Annotated in this window: 18 protein-coding genes; 8 read left to right on the top strand and 10 right to left on the bottom strand. The window is 37.5% G+C overall.

All coding sequences use genetic code 11. The features are described 5' to 3' along the window. Window positions 1-107: 107 nt before the first annotated feature. The 5 genes from AC4IFE_RS03345 to AC4IFE_RS03325 form a co-directional block, all read right to left on the bottom strand. Window positions 108-1,079 carry a glycoside hydrolase family 130 protein gene (locus tag AC4IFE_RS03345; RefSeq protein ID WP_490754878.1) on the bottom strand — a complete coding sequence of 324 codons (972 nt, stop codon included), beginning with the start codon at window positions 1,077-1,079 and terminating at the stop codon, window positions 108-110. Window positions 1,080-1,122: 43 nt separating this feature from the next. Continuing rightward, window positions 1,123-2,409, bottom strand: coding sequence for an MFS transporter (locus tag AC4IFE_RS03340; RefSeq protein ID WP_490754877.1), 1,287 nt, complete (start codon window positions 2,407-2,409; stop codon window positions 1,123-1,125). A 182-nt stretch (window positions 2,410-2,591) separates the two neighbouring features. Further along, window positions 2,592-4,184 carry a SusD/RagB family nutrient-binding outer membrane lipoprotein gene (locus tag AC4IFE_RS03335; protein ID WP_490754876.1) on the bottom strand — a complete coding sequence of 531 codons (1,593 nt, stop codon included), beginning with the start codon at window positions 4,182-4,184 and terminating at the stop codon, window positions 2,592-2,594. 37 nt (window positions 4,185-4,221) lie between these two features. Continuing rightward, window positions 4,222-7,143 carry a SusC/RagA family TonB-linked outer membrane protein gene (locus tag AC4IFE_RS03330; protein WP_490754875.1) on the bottom strand — a complete coding sequence of 974 codons (2,922 nt, stop codon included), beginning with the start codon at window positions 7,141-7,143 and terminating at the stop codon, window positions 4,222-4,224. Window positions 7,144-7,552: 409 nt separating this feature from the next. Next, window positions 7,553-8,431 carry an AraC family transcriptional regulator gene (locus tag AC4IFE_RS03325; protein WP_111958772.1) on the bottom strand — a complete coding sequence of 293 codons (879 nt, stop codon included), beginning with the start codon at window positions 8,429-8,431 and terminating at the stop codon, window positions 7,553-7,555. 486 nt (window positions 8,432-8,917) lie between these two features. On the opposite strand from AC4IFE_RS03325, the gene AC4IFE_RS03320 reads away from it, so the two are divergent. From AC4IFE_RS03320 to fabF, 5 genes are all read left to right on the top strand, one after another. Next, window positions 8,918-9,334 carry an OsmC family protein gene (locus AC4IFE_RS03320; RefSeq protein ID WP_426047882.1) on the top strand — a complete coding sequence of 139 codons (417 nt, stop codon included), beginning with the start codon at window positions 8,918-8,920 and terminating at the stop codon, window positions 9,332-9,334. 331 nt (window positions 9,335-9,665) lie between these two features. Next, window positions 9,666-10,271, top strand: coding sequence for a TetR/AcrR family transcriptional regulator (locus tag AC4IFE_RS03315; protein WP_490754872.1), 606 nt, complete (start codon window positions 9,666-9,668; stop codon window positions 10,269-10,271). Between the two features lie 11 nt (window positions 10,272-10,282). Beyond that, window positions 10,283-11,551: an acetyl-CoA C-acetyltransferase gene (locus AC4IFE_RS03310; protein ID WP_490754871.1), complete on the top strand. Its 1,269-nt coding sequence runs from the start codon at window positions 10,283-10,285 to the stop codon at window positions 11,549-11,551. 10 nt (window positions 11,552-11,561) lie between these two features. Next, complete coding sequence (locus AC4IFE_RS03305; RefSeq protein ID WP_490754870.1) at window positions 11,562-11,987, top strand: PaaI family thioesterase; 426 nt, start codon at window positions 11,562-11,564, stop codon at window positions 11,985-11,987. 2 nt (window positions 11,988-11,989) lie between these two features. Continuing rightward, the gene (gene fabF, locus AC4IFE_RS03300; RefSeq protein ID WP_490754868.1) at window positions 11,990-13,231 is read left to right on the top strand and encodes a beta-ketoacyl-ACP synthase II; all 1,242 of its coding nucleotides are present in this window, start codon (window positions 11,990-11,992) and stop codon (window positions 13,229-13,231) included. A 74-nt stretch (window positions 13,232-13,305) separates the two neighbouring features. Here the strand turns inward: fabF and AC4IFE_RS03295 are convergent, their stop codons facing one another. From AC4IFE_RS03295 to msrB, 3 genes are all read right to left on the bottom strand, one after another. Further along, window positions 13,306-13,686, bottom strand: a complete 381-nt coding sequence (locus tag AC4IFE_RS03295; RefSeq protein ID WP_490754866.1) for a cupin domain-containing protein — start codon at window positions 13,684-13,686, stop codon at window positions 13,306-13,308. Window positions 13,687-13,696: 10 nt separating this feature from the next. After that, complete coding sequence (locus tag AC4IFE_RS03290) at window positions 13,697-14,452, bottom strand: murein L,D-transpeptidase catalytic domain family protein (protein ID WP_490754865.1); 756 nt, start codon at window positions 14,450-14,452, stop codon at window positions 13,697-13,699. Between the two features lie 137 nt (window positions 14,453-14,589). Continuing rightward, window positions 14,590-15,024 (bottom strand): peptide-methionine (R)-S-oxide reductase MsrB, encoded by a 435-nt coding sequence (gene msrB / locus AC4IFE_RS03285; protein ID WP_490754864.1) that lies wholly within the window; start codon window positions 15,022-15,024, stop codon window positions 14,590-14,592. 281 nt (window positions 15,025-15,305) lie between these two features. Here msrB and AC4IFE_RS03280 point away from each other — a divergent pair, with 281 nt between their 5' ends. Beyond that, window positions 15,306-16,550, top strand: a complete 1,245-nt coding sequence (locus AC4IFE_RS03280; protein ID WP_490754863.1) for a DUF445 domain-containing protein — start codon at window positions 15,306-15,308, stop codon at window positions 16,548-16,550. An 18-nt stretch (window positions 16,551-16,568) separates the two neighbouring features. Then, a complete protein-coding gene (locus tag AC4IFE_RS03275; RefSeq protein WP_490754862.1) occupies window positions 16,569-17,453 on the top strand; it encodes a hypothetical protein in 885 nt (294 codons plus the stop codon). A 30-nt stretch (window positions 17,454-17,483) separates the two neighbouring features. Here AC4IFE_RS03275 and AC4IFE_RS03270 read toward each other — a convergent pair whose 3' ends face one another. After that, window positions 17,484-18,521, bottom strand: coding sequence for a quinone-dependent dihydroorotate dehydrogenase (locus tag AC4IFE_RS03270; protein WP_490754861.1), 1,038 nt, complete (start codon window positions 18,519-18,521; stop codon window positions 17,484-17,486). A gap of 287 nt (window positions 18,522-18,808) precedes the next feature. After that, window positions 18,809-19,522, bottom strand: a complete 714-nt coding sequence (locus tag AC4IFE_RS03265) for a pseudouridine synthase (RefSeq protein WP_490754860.1) — start codon at window positions 19,520-19,522, stop codon at window positions 18,809-18,811. A 355-nt stretch (window positions 19,523-19,877) separates the two neighbouring features. Between AC4IFE_RS03265 and AC4IFE_RS03260 the strand changes: the two genes are divergently transcribed. Continuing rightward, on the top strand, window positions 19,878-21,419 hold the full coding sequence (locus AC4IFE_RS03260) for a glycine--tRNA ligase (protein ID WP_490754859.1): 1,542 nt from the start codon (window positions 19,878-19,880) through the stop codon (window positions 21,417-21,419). Window positions 21,420-21,771: the final 352 nt, after the last annotated feature.

The raw sequence follows: 21,771 nt of genomic DNA, 5'->3' as shown, positions 1-21,771 counted from the left end.
AAATTTCTCAAGATAGGAGTTTATTTAACAATATAAAAACCATAGCCATGATTTCAACAAACGTATAAACAAAGGCAAACGGCATATTTCTCGGATTTTTAATCCGTTTAAAGCGAATTCTTTTTCATAAAATCAATAATTTCCGAAATATATCCAAACGCAATGGCTACAACTGTATCGGCTGCTCCATAATAGACTGTTACTTTATCTCCTTCCGAAAGGGCAGCACACGGGAAAATCACATTAGGGATATCTCCCGTAAGCTCATACAATTCTGCCGGGGCCAACAGGTAAGGTTTTGTTCTGTATAATACTTTTGACGGATCTTCAAGGTCCAGCAGTGATGCTCCCATAGAATAACGGAACCCTCTGCAGGTATTGATCACACCGTGATAAAAAAGCAGCCATCCCTCTTCTGTTTTAATAGGAACAGGACCCGCCCCAATTTTGGTGCACTGCCACGCGCTGTCTTCAAACGGCGCTACCTTCATTACACAACGGTGTTCACCCCAATATTTCATATCCGGACTGTAGCTGATGTAGATATCTCCGAAAGGAGTATGACCATTATCACTCGGCCTGCTCAGCATTGCATATTTACCATTGATTTTTTCAGGAAAAAGAACTCCGTTCCTGTTGAAGGGCAGGAATGCATTTTCACACTGAAAGAATTCCTTAAAATCAAAAGTATACGCAATTCCTATTGTCGGGCCATGATATCCGTTGCACCATGTGATCCAGTAACGGTCTTCTATAAAGGCAACACGGGGATCATATTTATAGTCGGATTCTATCATTTCGGTATTTCCGGCTTTCATATCAATAGGATCATGGCTGATCTCCCAATTGATCCCGTCTTTACTGAAACCTGCAAAAATATTCATCTGCACTGCTTTGTTATCGCAACGGAAAACTCCTGCGAATCCATCTTCAAAAGGAACCACCGCACTGTTAAAAATGCTGTTGGACGTAGGTATTGCATATCTGCTGATGATCGGATTTGCAGAGTAACGCCACATGATATCACGGCTGTTTTCCGGACGATCCTGCCAAGGGATCTTTGCTGGTTGAAATGTCATAAAGTATTTTTACTTTTTTATTTAATGTATTTAATAAAATGATTTAGTGTTCTTTTAGTTTTTCAGGATATGAGAAAGGAACCAGAAGGGTTACTATAAAAGCCGGTATGGTGGCTATCAGAACCCATATGAAGAACATTTTGTATCCTATCCAGTCGCTGATCATCCCGCTGAACATTCCGGGAATCATCACACCGAGGTTCATGATTCCGGTTGCAAAAGCATAATGCGCCGTTTTGTGCTCTCCAGGTGCGATCTGCTGCATGATATAAAGCATTAGCCCTACAAATCCGAATCCGTAGCCAAAATATTCGACTACAACTGCAATACCTACCGGAAGCAGTTCTGCCGGCTGGAAATATGCCAGTAAAGCATAGACTATAAATGGAATATTAAAGGCTGAGCATAACCAGATTAAAGATTTTTTTAACCCGCGGGCAGCGATAAAGTAACCTGCCAACACAGATCCTAAAATAAAGGCTGCGGAACCATAAGTTCCATAAATAAGCCCGATATCAGATGTAGATAACCCTAATCCTCCTGATGTTCTCGGGGCCTTGAAAAACAAGGGTGCAATCTTTATGGCAAATCCTTCTGCAAAACGGTACAGGATAATGAACAGTACCGCCCACATGATATTCTTTTTTTTGAAGAAAGAAGTGATGACTTCTAACAGTTCTTTACGGACATTTCCTGCTTTTCTGGTTTCTTTTTCCTGTTTATTTTCTTTGGGCAAAACCGCATAATGATACAGAGCCAGAGCAAGGAACAGAAGACCATAAATTCCCATGATCATCATCCAGGCATTCGTGATTCCTTTTGTTTTCTCCAAAACTCCTGCAAAATATACCAGAACTCCACTGCTGATGATTTTAGCCAGATTATAGAAAGCTCCCTGCCATCCTATATATTTTGCCTGCTCCTTGTTGGTCAAAAAATTGATATAGGTACCATCTGCAGCAATATCATGTGTTGCCCCGCAAAAGGCAACGACTGCAAAAAGAGCAATACTGTATTTGAAAAAATCAGGCATCGGCAGGCTTAGCGCAATCAAAGCGAACAGGATTCCTATGGCAAACTGAGTGGCAACAACAAAGAATTTTTTTGTTTTATAGATCTCAAGAAAAGGGCTCCAGAGAGGTTTTAATGTCCAGGAAAACATAATCAGAGCTGTCCAGAATGTGATCTTAGAATCTGAAATTCCCATGTCTTTGTACATAATCCCGGAGACCGCATTAATGGTTACAAAGGGAACTCCCATTGCAAAATATAATGTTGATATCCAAAGAATCGGTTTTACCGAACGAATTTCAGAGCTGTTGTTTCCCATATTCAAATAAAATAGTAAAGAAAAGAAGGCCTCTCAAAAGCATCATTCCGAATTGAAACGAAACTAAAATTGAAGAATCTTTAAAACAAGTGTTTATCCGATATTTCTCCGGCCGAAATGAAAAAATTAAATCTAACTCTTGAGACGGCCTCTTATCTTTATAATTGATCTGCTTAAAATTATTACTTTTTATCCCACCATAATTTGGTTCCGCCAGTATCGGGGCCTCCAAGTAATTGAACAGCTTGTGCATAGTTCAAAGTACTGTTACGGTATTTTGATGGAATAGGGATTCTTCTGATCATCGCATCAGTGCTTATCGTTCCCTGGCTATCATTCAATACATTTTTGAAGATGATCGGGTAGCCCGTTCTTCTCTGTTCTGCCCATGCTTCTGCACCATCAGGATAAAGCGCAATCCATTTCTGGGTCATAATTCTTTCTAATTTTCTTTCAAAAGAATCTGTGGCATTCCATTTTATAGTAATTGTACTTAGCTGTGGGTTTCCCGCCAAAATATCGTTAGAATGATTTTTAGGATCTATATAAGGTGCTTCTGTAGAGGTAGAATTATTTACATAGGCATCATAGCCTGCAGCTTTCCCCCATTCTTCTAAAGATACAGAAATTCCCTTGTTATAATTAGTTCCGGCATCTCCGGCTCCTGCATAACCTCTGATGGCGGCTTCTGCTTTAAGAAACCATGCTTCAGCAGCAGTAAAAATTTTGTTTTTACCATTGGAGCCAGAAAAGTAATCTCCATTAGCTGAGATCGCAGCTGCCTTTGAGTAACTTCCGTAACCCGGACTCAAATCCACACCCTGTCTTACTCCCACATATTGGTTTAATACTCCTGCATCGGTTGCAGGCTGTGCATATAAGGAAATTCTCGGATCATTATAACCATTCATGTACGCCATCAAAGGAGCTCCGATTTTACAATCACCCCAAGAATAAATAATATCAAACAATGGAGAAGCCTTTCCATAAGAAACCAAAGCATTTTCTGAAGTGTCATCGATTAATCCGGCAGATGACGCAAGCGCTTCTTCTGCATATTGCTTTGCTTTTGCAGGATCTGCATAGCTGATTCTGATGGCATATCTCAGTTTCAGAGAGTTGGCCAGCTTTGCCCAATTAGCAGTATTCCCTCCAAAAACCAGGTCTGATTTAGAAATTACCGCTTTATCTTCTACTCCAATTGGTTTTTGTAATGCAACAATCGCTGCATTGAGATCGGTAACGAAATGATTATAGGCATCTTGCTGGGAGTCAAAATCTGTAATACCATTTGCGCCGGGTGTTTCAAATTTGCTGTAAATTACCGGCCCGTGAGCATCTGAAACTTTTTGTGCCGCCAAAATTCTTGAAATATTAAGAACTGCTAAAGATTGAGAAAAATCTATTCCCGGATAATATTTCGGAGCATTTAATTTGAAATTTTTGTATTGCTGATTAACATCTTCCAATTGATTGAGCATAATTCTTTCGTTCCAGCCATCCATCATAAAATATGTGGTATTATTTATTCCTCCATTATAACGTGTTGCTGTACTGAAAAAACCACTGTACATATCTGCATTCAAATTAGTTTGCAATTGATAAATCCAGTTTTGAGGATTTTGCAAATTGCTCTGTATCTGTCTTAAAGGATTGGTAAGCAATGCGAAGTCTGCCAAAAGCTGTTCGTCATAAACCCCATTGTATTCAGAATCTATTTCTTCAAAATTGCCGGTACAGTTCAATAAGGGTAAAAGTCCTATTGTACCTAACATTAATATTTTAAAATATTTATTTTTCATTATTATTGTATTAAAAGTTTGCTTTTACTGAGAAACCTATCGAACGGGTAACCGGCATACCAAGAATATCTACCCCAACTCCACCCGGATTTACACCGGACACCTGCTCCGGATCGAATGGTGCTTTGTTGTATAGGAAGAATAAATTGGTACCGATTAAGCTTAGCGTTGCATCTTTGAAATATTTCCCGTTTATACTAAATTGATAAGAAATAGAAGCCTGTCTTAATCTTACATTTGTTGCATTATACATATACGCTTCATTAATGCCTCCTGAACCTCCGACTACGTCATAATAAGCTCTTGCATCTGTTTTCCCTGTGTACGCCGTTCCATTTGCATAGGCTGCATTTGCAATAGAAACGCCTCCATTGTCTCGGGCATCAGCAGAAACCTGGCTTACTCCTTTTTTGTCATTCAAAGCCTGTGTAATCCCCAGTACTTTACCCCCGAATTTACCATCAATCAGGAAATTAATATTTACTTTCCCGATATTAAATGTGTTATTAAAGCCTAACATAAATTTAGGATTTGGATTTCCTAAATACGTTTGTCGGTCTGAAGCCAATTGCGGAACTCCGTCTGCAGTCACAACAATCCTTCCTTGTGCATCTCTCAAGAAAGCAGTTCCGTAAATATCTCCGAACGAACCACCTACTTTAATTCCGTTGTAGCCACCACCAGTCAAGAAAAACGGTTTTACATCACCACTTCCTGTATAGAAACCGATTGGGAATACTTCTTTTATTTTATTTTTATTTGCCGAAGCATTTACAGCAACCGTCCAACCAAATTTCTTAGAATCCAATACTTTGTAAGACAAGCTGGATTCGAAACCTGTATTCTGAATTTTTCCTGCACTGATGTCAATTCCTGCCAGATTTGTACCATATATACTGCCTCCTGTACTTACATTTTTCAGATATTGATTGGATACATTTGAATTATAATACGTAAAATCGAAACTCAATCTATTGTTAAACAACCTGAATTCTGTTCCTGCTTCAAACGTTTTGTTCATTTCCGGTTTTGGAAACAGATAGGCAAATTGCGGAAAGTTTACAATATCAACAGGTGCTGAGCTATAAGATCCCGTAATTACACCACCATTAAAAATAGGTTGTGGGTTGGTAGATGTAGGATCTAAAGCATTCCCCACAGTTGCGTATGATGCTCTTACTTTCCAAAAGTTAATAGCTTCAGGAAGCTTGAAAACATCGCTTAAAATAGAGTTAAGACCTGCGGAATAATAATCAAAATTATTTTTAGGAGCTTTTGATAATGTGGAAGACCAATCGACTCTGTATGTAAGATCTAAATACAATAATCTTTTGTATCCAAAATTGGCACTCGCAAAAACCGACTGATCTTGACGATGTGGGGTATCAATTTTGTAGCCATTCCCCTCACCATTCCAGGCAAGGTTATTTAAAGTAAAAAGATTTGCAGTAAATAATCTGTTGTTTTCTATATTGGTAATTGTATATTTAAGATCAGAAATGCTTGTTCCAACCGTAAAATCAAAACTTAAATTATCACTGATTTTTGGACTCCCCGCTAAAATAAAGTCACTATAAGTTGTGGTTTTCTCAATGGTGTTTTTTGATAACTTTCCATTGATACCACTCACAGTATTATTAGAAAACGCATAAATATTACGCTGGGTGTCAGAATTATAATAATTATAATTTCCTCTTAATTTGGCAGTTAACCAACTGTTTAAGGCATAACTTAAACTTGCAGATCCGTAGAAATTTTTATTTTTGGTCGTAACAGGGTTTTTGTTGAGAATCCAATAAGGATTTTGGGTTTCACTATCCTCAAAACCACCATCCGGCCTTATTGCCCACCAGTTTTGTGCAGGTAAAAAACGGGTATTGTTAAAATAGGTATAGTTATCTCCGCTGAATTGATCAAAATCGATTCCTCTTGGCAACCAATATAAATTACTAATTGGCGAGAAGTAAGAACCCGGTGTTAATCTATTTTTAGAATTCTGCAAAGAAGCCATTACGTTGGCATCCAATGTCAGTTTATCGTCAAGAAATTTACTGGAATTTCTATAGTTAATATTATATTGATCAAATGTAGAAGTTGGGATTACGCCGGTATTATTGGTACTACCCAAAGAGAAAAAATTAGTTGTTTTTTCATTCCCTGCCTGGAAGCTCAAACTGTTGATCCTTGTAATTCCTGTATCGAAAAAATTTTTCACATAGTCTTTAGAAGCTCCTTTTGCGCCCCAGCTATCATAAGTACCTGTAGCTCCGGTAGCCGCATTATAAGGGGTTGACTGTAAATAACTGTTTTGTAATTTTGGTAAATTGTAAACATCATCGAAAGTAATACTGGATGAAAACGTAATACTGCTTCTTCCTGCAGCTCCTTTTTTCGTTACAATCAAAACTGCACCATTACTTCCTTGTGATCCATACAAGGCCGCCGCAGAAGCACCCTTCAGGAAGTTGATACTTTCTATATCTTCAGGATTTATTGTACTTAAAACATCTCCAGTGTCTGGCATTCCTGAAAAATAATCTACGTTTGGACCACCTGTTCCTGTAATACCTGTATTGTTTACGATAGGAACTCCATCAATAACATACAAAGGCTGGCTATTTCTTGTGGATTTGTCACCCCTCATGGTGATTCTTACGGAACCTCCGACACCACCATTGGTTTTATTAATCTGTACATTGGAAACTTTCCCGTTAATAGAGTTTAAAAGATTGGGCGTTTTTACTTCCGTAAGCTCATTTCCTCCTATTTGCTGACTAGAGTACGTTAAAGATCGTGCCTGCCTTTTAATCCCCAAAGAGGTCACCACCACTTCTTCAATTTTGGTTGTTTTAGCAGTATCTGCCTTTTTTGTTTCCTGTGCGTAGGCAGATAAAGAAATAGCTAATAAAACCGGTATAACAGTTTTTCTCATAAGGTTAGTTTTATTAAGATTTATTTGAGAATCAACTACATTGCCTTAAATATTGTTTAGATTTTAAAACAGGATTTATCTTCATTTTTCTGCAACATTATATCCTATTCGCATCAAATAATTAAAGTTTTGTTAAGATTTAATTCATATTAGCAAATCTAAATTTTGTTCCCAGTCAGATATAATGCTATTTTATCATAAAACGATATTATTTTTTCATACGTTTTTTCAAAACCGAAATTATACACTGATTTACAGCACGATAAACAGATTCCAGACTTATTATTTATAAGTAATATATAGTGCTTTTTCAGCATATTTTGATTAAAATACATCTGATTAGCGCCAAAAAATCCGGATACAACTATCCGGATCTTATGATTAAAATGTATTTAAATTATATAAAAGATTACTCGATTTTTTTCACCCCTTTAAAAAGCTCTTTAAATTCTGTAGGGGTTGTTTTTTTAATAGACTTGAAAACTTTATTGAAATTGGCAATATTATTAAAACCTGCTTCAAATGCAGTCTCAAAAACCGTCAGATTTTTCTCCATGAGCCATCTTGCCGCATAGCTGATCCTGATTTCATTCAGATAATTCACAAAGGTTTTGCCTGTTCTTTTCTTAATGAACCTGTTGAAGGTTACGCTGCTCATATTGATAAGTGATGCAGCATCATGGAGTGTTATTTTACTTTCAAAATTCTTATGGACAAAATCATGAACAATCTTCATTTTATCGTTATCGGCAAAGGTTTCAAGCTCTATACTGTAAGAGGATAACAATGTTTTGTCTTCGGCAATGGCCAGTTCATTAAGAATTTTCATGATCTCAATAAAAGATTCAAAACTGTTCATTTTGGATAAGTTGAAGAAAGAGTCTTTAAGCTTTTCTGCCGTTTCCTGAGAAAACAGTATGCCCCGTATTGAATCCTTCATGAGATTACTGATAGGTTTCAGGATATTTTTATCCATCATGGACTGATTAAAAAAATCCTGATTGAACTGCACCGTGATTTCATGGGTTTTCCTGTTTTTGCACTTATGATTGGCCCAGCAGTGCGGCAGATTGGGACCTACCAACACCAGTTCGATATCGCCAATTTCTCCTGTGTGATCACCGATCATCCGGCGGTATCCCTTTCCTTTGCTGATAAAATTGATCTCGATCTCCGGATGATAATGATACGGAAAATCAAAAGAAGCCTTTATCCGGTCAAACACAAGAAAGCTGTCCTCGGGAGATAATGGAGTTATTTCTCTCAAAATATTTTCTAGCTTGCTCATCTAATCTTTGAAAAAATTAAAGTTATTATTCAATACAGAACTTTTTACAAATTTGATAAAAAACCAATCAATTAATATATAATTTTTATTTTTTCTTTACTTTTAATAAAAAAAGTAAAGTAGAATTTAAATTAGTATCTATTATAAATAACAATAATGCTTTTAAAATAATAGATTTATCTGTTGATAATGCCAAAACTCCTTTTTGTATCTTTAGCTAATTATATGCGGCAGACGGTTATTTTTTTGAAGCCACTATAAAAACCTGAAGCCATCAGCGGAACTCAATTCAATATGACATTAAAATACTTTTTAATTCAGGAACTATAAATGTAGTATAGATTTTATCATGATAAAGTTTCAAAAATTATTTATCGGGAAAAAAGTGCAATATTTAAGGCTTTTTATCCATTGAATCCGGTTTACAACCACTCTATCTTTGTATCATCAAAACAACATATTAAAAAACAACAAAAAACAAACATTATGAGACGTAACGCAACAGCCGTTTGGAACGGTAACATTAAAGAAGGTAAAGGACATTTAACTACTCAAAGCACCACTTTAAACGAAACACAGTATTCTTTCAACAGCCGTTTCGCAGACGGAGTGGGAACCAATCCTGAAGAATTATTGGCGGCAGCACATGCAGGATGTTTCACGATGAAACTAAGTGCAGAACTATCCCAGGCAGGTTTTACTCCTGAGGAACTAAAAACAACCTCTGTGATCACCCTTGATCCAAGCGTAGGAAAAATCACAAAATCTGAGCTGACTTTAACAGCAAAAGTTCCGGGGCTTTCAGAAGAAGAATTCCAGAAATATGCTAAAATAGCAGAAGAAGGTTGCCCGGTAAGCGCAGCTTTCAATTTTGAAATTACTTTGAATGCTACTTTAGCTTAATAAGCTTTAAATTTCTTTATTTAAACCATTAAGACTTTTTTAAGAATGAAGGAAGCTAAGAGAATATCAAATGATATTTTTAAGGATATTCCCTTATAACTCTTTGATAGATATTATCTTCTAAAAAAAATCTTAATGGTTTAATTATTCACAGAAAATCAGTGATTTTCAAAAAAATTCTGTGGTCTTCCCCAACATAATAATTTTAAACTTTAAAATAAAACTTAAATACTTAAAAGCTTTTGTGACTTTTGTGGTAAAAAACTGTCCTAAAATAAAAATATACCAATCGGTATATTTTTGTATATTTGTACCGGATTAAATATTTAAAATGTCAAAAGCAGAAAAGACCAAACAGTTTATCATTGAGAAAACAGCTTCTTTGTTCAATACCAAAGGCTATATGTCCACGTCTTTATCTGACATCACTGAAGCTACAGGCCTTACCAAGGGAAGCATCTACGGAAACTTTGATAATAAAGATGAAGTAGCTCTTGAAGTCTATAAGTACAATTCCAGTCTTCTGGCCAAAAGTATGGCCAGATCTTTAGGAGATGAATTTCCAACTACGCTTGATAAATTAAATGCTTTTGTCAATTTTTATCGTAAAAACTGGAAAGCCGTCTTTGAAAACGGAGGCTGTCCTCTGATGAATGCAGCCACCGAAGCCGATGATACTTTTCCCAGTCTCAAAAAACAGGTTACGCAGTCTTTTGAAGGCTGGATCAATAAAATATCAAATATTATTAAAGATGGGCAGGAAACCCGGGAAATACATCCGGATATAGATGCTGATCAATACGGATCGCTCTTTATCATGCTCGTTGAGGGCGGAATACTTCTTTCTAAAACAACGGAAGATGAAAAATATTTACACCTGGCCCTCGACAGGATACTATTCATGATCGATAAAGAGCTAAAAACACTTCCATCATAAAACTTTTCAATATGGAAACAAAAAAAGTGGCAATTGTAGGATACAGCAGAATTCCTTTTGCCAGAATTAACACAGCTTATGCAGACCTGGATAATCAGGAGCTTCTGGAAGCTGCTCTTAACGGACTGATCAACAAATATCGCCTACAGGGAAAACTTCTGGGCGAAGTAGCCGGCGGTGCAGTTATCAAACACATTTCTGAAAGTAACCTCATCAGAGAAACCGTGATGAATACTGCGCTTGATCCCGCTACTCCTGCATGTGATCTCCAGCAGGCCTGCGATACAGGAATTGAAGCAGCCGTATATATTGGAAATAAGATTGCATTGGGACAGATCGAAAGTGGTATCGCCTGTGGCGTTGAAGCCATGAGCAACATTCCGTTTGAATCGGCACCGAGATTAAGAAAAGCCCTGCTGAAAGCCAACAAAGAAAAATCAGTATTTGGAAAACTAAAACAGCTGTTAAGTCCAACACTGAAAGACTGGATGCCGATTCCCTACAGAGGACAGGAGCCCAAAACCGGTCTGGTGATGGGCGGACATACGGAGATCACAGCTAAATATTACAAAATTTCCCGCGAAGAACAGGATGAATTAGCGTTCAAAAGTCACAGAAACATGGCCAAAGCTTATGATGAAGGATTTTTTGATGATATGATTATTCCCGCCTTCGGATTAGATAAAGACAATAACCTCCGAAGAGACACCAGTCTTGAAAAACTATCCCAACTGAAGCCTGCTTTTGATAAAGAGAACGGAACTCTGACAGCCGGAAATTCTACACCTTTTACAGATGGAGCTTCTGCCATACTTCTGGCCAGTGAAGAATGGGCCAATGCCCATGGACTTCCTGTTTTAACCTACATTACATTCTCAGAGGTAGCAGGAATTGAATATGTTGAAAACAGACACAATTTACTTCTCGCTCCCGTTTTCGCAGCAGACAGAATGCTTAAAAAAGCAGGAATGAGCCTGGAAGATTTCGATTATTATGAAATTCATGAAGCTTTTGCCGCACAGGTTCTTGCTACAATCAAAATCTGGGAAAATGATGACCTGGCTAAAGAATTCGGTCTGGAAAAGGCATTGGGCAAAATCGACAGGGATAAGTTGAATGTAAAAGGCGGAAGCCTCGCAGCAGCGCATCCTTTTGCGGCTACAGGCGGAAGAATTATCGGGACATTGGCAAAGCTGCTTCATGAAAAGGGAAGCGGAAAAGGGTTTATCTCCATTTGTGCCGCACGCGGACAGGGAGTAACTATGATTTTAGAAAAGTAAAACAGAAAATATGGACAGATTAGCACAACTGCAGCAATTCACCGGAAAAGAATTTGACGAGTCACCATCACCGTTTATGAAATGGCTCAATCCCATTGTAGTTTCTGCAGAAGAAGGACATCTGGAATTCAGATATACCGTGAGACCGGAATGGCTTAATCCGGTTGGCAATCTGCATGGCGGTGTAACGGCAGCTATCATTGACGACATTATTGGAGCCACGATGTTCTCCCTGAATGAAAATTCTTTCATAACGACCATCAATAATGTGATCGATTATTTTTCAACTGCAAAAGAAAATGATAATATTGTAGCCGAAACGAAAATTATAAAAAGAGGCAGGCAGTTTGTCAATGCACAATGCGAAATATGGAACGCAGACAAAACAAGGCTGATTGCCAGGGGAACCTCTAATCTATTCAAAATTAATAACTAGATATGAAAAGAGTTGTCATTACAGGACTGGGCGCAGTGACGCCTTTGGGGAACAATGTCGAAGATTTTTGGCAAAACAGTATTAACGGAGTCAGTGGAGCTGGCTTAATCACCCATTTTGACTCAGAAAAATTTAAAGTGCACTTTGCCTGTGAGGTGAAAAATTTTGATCCGAAAGTGTACCTGACCCACAATGAAATAAAAAGGAGCGACTTATTTTCACAATATGCTATGTATGCTTCCACTGAAGCAGTCCGGGATTCAGGGCTTGAACTGGAAAAAATGGATCCGTTTGACACAGGCGTGATCTGGGGAACCGGGCAGGGCGGAATGATCACATTTGAAACTGAGGTTATGAATTTCGCAGAGGGAGACGGAACGCCAAAATTCAATCCTTTCTTTGTTCCTAAATTTATCGCCAATATGGCTTCGGGAATGATCTCCATGAAATTCGGGCTGAAGGGAATCAATTATACCACTATTTCAGCCTGTGCAACAGGGAATACGGCTTTGATGGACGCGTTCAACTATATCCGTCTTGGAAAAGCAAAAGTAATCATCAGCGGGGGTTCTGAAGCAGCAATCACACCGGCTTCTATAGGTGGGTTTTCAATCATGAAAGCAATGTCTACCAGAAATGATGATTTTGCCACAGCAAGCCGTCCTTATGATGTAGACCGAGACGGTTTTGTAATGGGTGAAGGTGCCGGTGCTTTAATCCTTGAAGAATATGAGCACGCCAAAGCAAGAGGAGCTAAAATTTATGCTGAACTGGCCGGTGCTGCCATGACCGCCGATGCTTATCATATGACGGCACCTCATCCGGAAGGGATCAGTGCCATTAAGGCCATGCAGCTGGCGATGAAAGAAGCAGGGGCCAATATTGAAGACCTTGATTACCTTAACCCTCATGCGACTTCCACTCCGCTTGGAGATCTGGTAGAGCTGAAAGCGATCAGTAAATTATTCGGCGGAAATAAAAAACTTGATATCAGTGCTACGAAATCCATGACAGGTCATCTACTGGGTGCCGCCGGTGCTGCGGAAGCAATCCTTTCTATCAAGGCTGTGGAAAAAGGAATTATTCCTCCTACCATCAATCTCCATCAAATTGATGAAAGCATTCCGAAAGATATCAATATCGTTTTTGGAGAAGCTAAAGAAAAGGAGATCAATTTTGCCTTAAGCAATGCCTTTGGATTTGGAGGGCATAATGCGACTCTGGTTTTCAAGAAATTCAGATAAAAAAATAAAAAAAGCAGTCAAAACAGACTGCTTTTATTTTATCAATTAATTTAAAGACATTTTCAAATAGTTTCCTACTTCGCATCAGCAATAAAATAGTCCTCTGCGTGATCGGCAATCGGAATATAAAGCCTCTCCCATTTTTCACATCCTATCATATCCCAACTGTGGCCTTCTCCTTGAGTATCTTCAGCCAGAAGGATAATTCCGGGCTCAATAAGAAATGTAGAGCCATTGCTCACTTTGAATCTTATACTTCCTTTTAAGGTTACTACATACTGCCTTCTTGGAGCCGGATGAGTCACTTTCTCCCACTCTTCAACTGTAGTACTTATCCAAAAAGTGGTTGTATTCATAGGCTTTAAGGTCGGAATTCTCCCTTTTTCGAAAGTACTCGTTCCATCGGGATTATTCATCAGCCTAAAAGCAGAAATAAATTCTGAAGTATCCTCCATTCTCAGATGCTTATGACTTTAACCATTCTGATGAGGAAAGATAATTCTGATCGGGATAATAAATAAAAAGACAGTTTCTGCCCTTTATCGTATTGATGATCGGCTGTGTCAATGCTTTCGGCACTGCAGGGCATCCCCAGCTTCTTCCGATTCTTTTGTGCATTGATGCAAACTCATCGCTCACATAATCTGCTCCGTGCATTACGATAGCTCTTCTGTAGGCAGCATCATTAAATCCTTTGTCCATCCCAAGCAATTTCAAAGAATATCCGTTGTCTCCCTGGTAAGTGGCATCCGTGATATAAAATCCTAAGCTGCTCTGCAGCGAACTTTCCGTATTAGAAAAATTCGTCGCAAATTCTTCGCCTGTGTTTTTTCCGTGTGCTACCAGTGAATTGAACAGTACCTTTTTCTCATTGGTATCAATTACCCAAAGTCTTTTTGTATTCGAAGACATAGAAAAATCGCAGATAGTCAATAAATGCGAGTCCTGATTCAGCAATCCTGCTTTTTTTAAATTTTCAAAACCTGTTAATGCTTTTGCGAAAACTTCGTAATTCAGTTCATGTTCAGGTTCAAATGGAATTGATTTGTACAATTCTTCTGATGAAGATGCTGTACCAGCGGTCTTCTCAGATTTCGTGTCTGCTACTTTTACAATTTTTGCTGTATTGACATTCCCAACCTTTGCTGCCTTTTCCGGCGAAAGATAGAATGAAGTCGTGACCATATAAACCAGGCCTAATACACTATAAATTCCTTTCATTCAATAATATTAAATTCCAAATTAGTGAGGCAAAATTATAAAAACATAATTACCAGACACTTATAAGTCCACAAAGTTTAACTGAATTTAAGAAACTTTAACGTCCTGATTTTGTGAATTAAAGCTGTATATTTTGGCTAATCCGGAACAAATTCCAGGCTTACAGAATTCATACAATACCGCAGTCCCGTAGGTTTCGGACCGTCATCAAAAACATGTCCGAGATGGGAGTCACACCGTTTGCAGAGCACTTCCACTCTTTCCATTCCATACGCCGTGTCTCTCTTGTAATAAACACCTTCTTTGTCTGCCTCGAAAAAGCTTGGCCATCCGCAGCTGCTCGCAAATTTTGAGGTAGAACGGAAAAGATGATTCCCGCAGACCGCACAGTAATAATCACCCATTTCATCAAATTCATTATACTTTCCCGTAAAAGCCCTTTCTGTAGCAGCTTCTCTGGCAATAGCATATAATTCCGGAGCAAGGAGTTTTTTCCATTCCTCATTGGAAATGTTAAGTTTTGCAGTATCAGTTCTGGAATAGTATGGATTGTTTTTTGCTTGGTTTTCCATAGAATTATTTTAAATATTTTTGATAATATGTGTAAAAATAGAACCACAAAGCTTTTTAAACACTTAAGTTATTTTAAGTTAAAATACATCACGCACTGGAAGTTCACTTAAGTCTTTATGAAAATCTCTGATTTTCTACTGATGTGATCTTACTATATTCAGAAGTGTAAAACTTTTAAAACTAAAGTTTTCTAAAGTGTTTAAATAACTTAAAAGCTTTTGTGACTTTCGTGGTTAGAATAAATCATAAGTTCACAACCAAATTTAGTAAATTTGAGAATATGAATGACGAAGCGAAAAGAAAACAACTAAGAAAATATAAAATGTTTGCCACCGGACTATTTGTGCTGATGGCCGTTATTTTTATAGCTACTACCCTACTTCAGAAGTCAAATCCATCTCACTGGCTTGGGTATGTAAGGGCTTTTTCCGAGGCCGCAATGGTTGGGGCTCTGGCAGATTGGTTTGCTGTAACGGCTCTTTTCAGGCATCCGCTTGGGCTTCCTATTCCGCATACGAATCTCATCGAAAACAGTAAGCAGAGGCTGGGTGACAATCTCGGCAGCTTTGTGGTGAGTAATTTTCTTTCGCCTCAGAATATCCGCCCTTATATCCAGAAGCTTAAAATTTCACATTTCGTCGGAGAATGGCTTGGCAAAGAAAAAAGCCAGGAAATCCTGATCAGGAATCTTTCTGATATTGTTCTGGATATTCTCAATAAGCTTGATGACACTTCTGTGAGCCAGTTTATCAGCAAGAAAGTTTCCGAAATGACGGATGATATCAAGCTTAATAAAGTAGTGGGAAACGGCATCAGCTATATTCTCGAAAAAAATGACCACCAGAGAATTGTCACCAACCTTTCCAGGCAGATCAAAGATTATATCATCGAAAATGATGAAATGATCAAAGACCGCGTACAGAAAGGAAGCTATTCATTCATCCCCTCTTTCGTCGATAATAAAATTGCAGATAAAATTGCCAGCGGACTTTCAGATTTTTTCCGGGAAATAGAAGAAAATCCTGACCATGAAATCCGAAACCTGATTACCCAGAAGATCCAGGATTTTTCTACTGACCTGAAGGAAGATCCGAAATGGGATGATGAATTTAAAACCATCAAAAACGGTCTTCTGAAAAATGATAAGCTTGATGAATATTCCAATGATATCTGGATTTCCATTAAGAAAACTTTGATGAAGGAATTACAGGACGAGCAATCTTCTTTAAAAAATTATCTCATTAAAAATCTTAATGAATTTTCTGAAAATTTAAAAACGGATGAAAATCTCCAGAATAAGATAGATCACTGGGTAAGGGTGACCGCTTATAAATACATCCTTAAAAACACTCATCAGTTCGGAAACCTCATCAGTTCCACCGTAGGAAACTGGCAGGGCAAAGAGCTAAGCGAAAAACTGGAGCTGGAAGTAGGAAAAGACCTGCAGTTTATCCGGGTCAACGGAACACTCGTTGGTGGACTGGTCGGGCTGATTATCTACACCATCGCCAATTTTTTCCTCTGAAAACTATCAAAACCAACCATGAAAAAACTATTAATTACTGTACTCCTCCCACTCTTTATGCTCTGTTGCTGTCAGAAAGTTGAATTAAAAACAGTAACAGATTCTTCACAGATTTTCAAAGGAGAAATTTCGGGAGTTCCCTTTACCATGCAGCTTAATTATACTGGAATTGTTGACTGTAACCAGTACCAGCATTTTGTAGACGGATGGTATTATTACGACAAATATCAGAAGAAAATTACTTTATCCGGAATTTATGATTATGGCAAGCTATACCTTTACCATTTCGGAAGTAAGCAAAAGCAAAGTTTTAAAATACTTCAGAACAAGATTACATCTCCTCAGCTGATCGAAAAAACGGATAGTATAGCCCAAACTCTAAAACCTAAGGAAAGCTTTGACTTTACAAATGAAAATCTACATACAAATATTACCGGAAACGTTCATTTGAAAGATAAAACTTATGCTGTAAAATTATTTACCGTTGACAATACAATTTATAGGTTTAATAATTACCTCATCCTCCCTGATAATAAGAAAATAAACACCTATGATTTCATAGACCGGCATGGCGGGAACGAAATGATATCCTATAAATCTGACAATACAGGAAACAGAGTTCTTTTATATTTTGAACGTATGTCTAATTTCAACGCATGTGGAAGATGCGGCGCAAGCGAGGGTGAAAAAGGATATAGAATTCTATACTTTACAAAAGACTGGAATTATAAAAATTATGAAGAATTTATTACCGAAAGCTGCCTGGAAAACATCTATGACACTACTGAAACAAATTCTAAAGACCGAAAGACCTTAAAATATAAGATCAATAAAACCACAACTTCACCGGCCTACACTCTTATAGTTGATGTAAAAAATGCATCGGTGACAAAATCAAAATAAAAAAGATAGCTTTTAAACTCTCTTATATTCTTATCTTGGTAATCTGCTGGCTCTTTTCAGAAGTTCCTTATTGATCTCATTGATCAGTTCCGGGCCTTCATAAATAAATCCGGTGTATAACTGGATCAGTGTGGCTCCCGCATCCAGCTTCTCGATAGCATCTTTTGCGCTATGGATTCCTCCTACCCCAATTATTGGGAAAGCTCTGTTGCTTTTATCGGAAAGATATTTGATCATTTTTGTGCTCCTTTCCCGGATAGGTTTTCCACTCAATCCGCCATTTCCTATCTGTTCCAAAACTTCAGGAGATGTTTTCAGGCCTTCCCGGTTGACAGAGGTATTGGAAACAATGACTCCGTCAATTTTTGTTTCTGCAATCAGTTCTACAATTTCATCTAACTGGTTGTTATTAAGATCTGGAGCAATTTTCAGCAATATAGGTTTCTGTACAGATTTTGACTGATTGATTTTTTTTACTTCTGTAATCAGCTCACGCAGGTATTCCACATCTTCCAGCTTGGCGTGGCTTCCTACATTCGGACAGCTCACATTCAGTACAAAGTAATCAACATGAGGGTGAAGACCTTCAAAACAGTCCAGATAATCCTGTGTGTAGTTTTCCGGGCTTGTATTGGTGTTTTTTCCAATGTTTCCACCGATGATTATTTTTCCTTTGTTGTATTTCAGCTTTTCGATCGCTGCTTCAAGACCATCATTATTAAACCCCATCCTGTTGATAATTCCTCCATCTTCAATTAACCGGAACAGTCTTTTTTTAGGATTTCCTGCCTGAGCTTTTGGTGTTACGGTCCCGATTTCTACAAATCCGAAACCCAGATCTCCCAGCTCATTGAACAAGACGGCATTTTTATCAAAACCGGCAGCCAGTCCTACAGGATTTTTAAATTTCAGTCCGAAAACTTCTCTTTCCAGACGTTTGTCTTCAATAGGTTTTGGAAAAAACATTTTAGTAAGAAATCCAAAATTTTTAAGCATTGAAAATGTAAAATGATGAACTTCCTCGGGATCAAATTTGAAGAGAATGGGTCTGATGATACTTTTGTACATTGAAAAAAAGTTTTACAAAAATACTCAATTTAAAATTAATGTCCCGGTTAACCTATGATATTTTATGAAAAAATGTATTATAAACATCATCTATAAAATAATTATCCGTGTGATCTGCAAAATCAGCGAGATATTTTTTGACATAAAGATTATTTCACAAAGCGTGGTTAAGACAATTAATATTATGAATAAGAGGGAGGATAAAAACTACTGTTATCCATGTCAAGGTTTAAAACCTTGACATGGATATTTCCTGGAAACTTTGCGCTATAACATAGAAAGTTTTATTAATCTTTGAGTTTAATTTTAGAATACGAACTCAAATCAAAATTCAAAATATCCCCTACTCTTTTGAACTCTTCATCTATAGTGGCATTTACCGTAATTCTTTCGTTAGAAACAGGATGATTAAAAATCAATTGATGAGCGTGAAGTGTCATTTTCGTTATCTCAAATGTTTCCAGCCACAATTTATTCTGTTTATTGCACCCGTGTTTACGACAGCCTAAAATCGGGTGTAGAATATGTTTAAAATGTTTTCTCAACTGATGAAATCGTCCCGTTTCAGGAATAGCTTCCACTAAACAATATCTGGAAGTCTGATGTTTTAAAAAAGGTAAATCTATTTCCGAAGTCTGCAAACGGTGATAATAAGTGACCGCATTCTGCCTGACCTCATCTTCATTAATTAAATCATAATCGATCGTTTCTTCTTCTTTCGTCCATCCACGAAGAATGGCTATGTATTTTTTTTCGACTTCCCGAGATGCAAACTGATCGCTCATCATTCTCAATGTTTCTTTATCTAAAGTGAACAGCAGAACACCCGAAGTTTTTCGGTCTAAACGATGTACAGGAAAAACTTTTTGACCTATTTGCTTTCTCAACTCCTGAATAGCATAGGTATCTGCCTCCCCGGAATAAAAAGATTTATGAACCAGTAATCCGCTGGGTTTGTTGATGGCAATAAGATGTTCGTCGCGATAAAGAATTTCTAACATGGGACAAAAGTAGAGATTTTATACTGATTTAGCCCTGATGGCAGCGGCATCCTTTTGCAAAGCAAAAGATACAGCGGACAGCAGGTTCCCGGCTCCTTAAAATTGCATGAACTTCGCTGTTATCTGCTTTATTTTTCATTCCCATGCAAGCTTTATTATTAATAGTGTAAGTTTAAGAAAGGCAAAAGGAATTAACAAGTTGATTTGATGAAGCAGATGTTTGTTTGTTATAGTATGGTTTTAATTGAAAAATTGGATGAATAGCTCTTTTTTCGGTTAATACACTCTTTTTTTACTGAATTCCATGATTTTGGAATCCAAATTCATATTTTTGCACATCAGACGTAAAAAAATTATGGCAAAGCAAGAAGATGTTTTCAAGAAAGTGATTTCTCACGCTAAAGAATATGGTTTTATTTTTCCTTCCAGTGAGATCTATGACGGTTTATCCGCTGTTTATGATTATGGACAGAACGGTGCCGAATTAAAAAACAATATCAAACAGTATTGGTGGAAAGCTATGGTACAGCTTAACGAAAATATTGTCGGCATTGATTCGGCGATCCTTATGCATCCTACCACATGGAAGGCATCAGGCCACGTAGACGCTTTCAACGATCCATTGATTGATAATAAGGATTCTAAAAAACGTTTCAGAGCAGATGTTCTGGTAGAAGACTACTGCGCTAAAATTGAAGATAAAGAGAATAAAGAAATTGAAAAAGCTGCCAAAAGATTCGGTGAGTCTTTTGACAAGGAACAGTTTGTTGCTACAAATCCAAAAGTTTTGGAATACAGGGCAAAAAGAGAAGCTATTCTTTCAAGATTGGCAAAATCTCTTGAAAATGAAGATCTTGCAGATGTAAAATCTTTAATCGAAGAATTAGAGATTGCTGATCCTGATACGGGTTCTAAAAACTGGACGGAAGTAAGACAGTTCAACCTGATGTTCGGAACGAAATTAGGAGCTTCTGCAGATTCTGCGATGGATCTTTATCTGAGACCGGAAACAGCTCAGGGTATCTTTGTTAACTTCCTGAATGTACAGAAAACTTCACGTCACAGACTTCCTTTTGGTATTGCTCAAATTGGTAAAGCATTCAGAAATGAGATTGTTGCCAGACAGTTTATCTTCAGAATGCGTGAATTCGAACAAATGGAAATGCAGTTTTTTGTAGCCCCTGGAACTGAACTGGAATTCTATGAGCAGTGGAAAACAAAACGTCTGAACTGGCACTTAGCTCTTGGATTAGGTAATGAAAATTACAGATTCCATGATCATGAGAAATTGGCTCACTATGCCAATGCTGCAGCTGATATTGAATTTAACTTCCCATTCGGATTTAAGGAACTGGAAGGAATTCACTCCAGAACTGATTTCGATTTAAAAGCTCATGAGAAATTTTCAGGAAGAAAACTTCAGTTCTTCGATCCTGAGAGAAATGAAAACTATGTCCCTTATGTTGTAGAAACATCGGTAGGTTTAGACAGGTTATTCCTTTCCATATTTTCTCATTGCCTGAAAGACGAAGTATTGGAAGATGGTTCCGAAAGAACGGTTCTATCTTTACCTCCGGCTTTGGCACCGATTAAAGCGGCCATTCTTCCGTTAATGAAAAAAGACGGTCTTGCTGAATACGCTGAACAGATCTTCAATGATCTGAAATATGATTTCAACTTATTCTACGAGGAAAAGGATGCCATCGGAAAACGCTACAGAAGACAGGATGCGATCGGTACTCCTTATTGTATCACCATCGACCACGATTCTCTAACGGATCATACGGTAACGATAAGAGACCGAGATACAATGCAGCAGGAAAGAGTTCCTGTTTCTGAATTAAGAAGGATCATTGACGAAAAAACGAATTTCAGAAATTTACTTTCTAAACTATAGATTAAAAGCTCCGTTAATCGGGGCTTTTTGTTTCTCATCTATAACATAAACATCTGCGTTATCTGCTAGATCTGCGAGCTTTTAAAATTCTCTCCCATATCTAGCAGATAACGCAGATTTCTTTTCTTGGTATTTAAATTATTACATTCTTGTTTACTCGAGTTTTTATAAAGAAAATTAACTGTATCGGTGTATTCCTTAATTTATTATTTTTACCAAAATATGCATGATGAAAAAAATATATCTTCTGTTGTCTGGATTGTTCCAAACTCCGATACAGAAATTCAACGAAAAGAAAAATCCAATACAATTTGTTTGGAACAACTGAAATATTTCTCCATTTAATTACTAT

The organism is Chryseobacterium sp. UF-81 (assembly GCF_058245105.1).
This window is presented reverse-complemented; position numbering and strand designations above follow the sequence as displayed.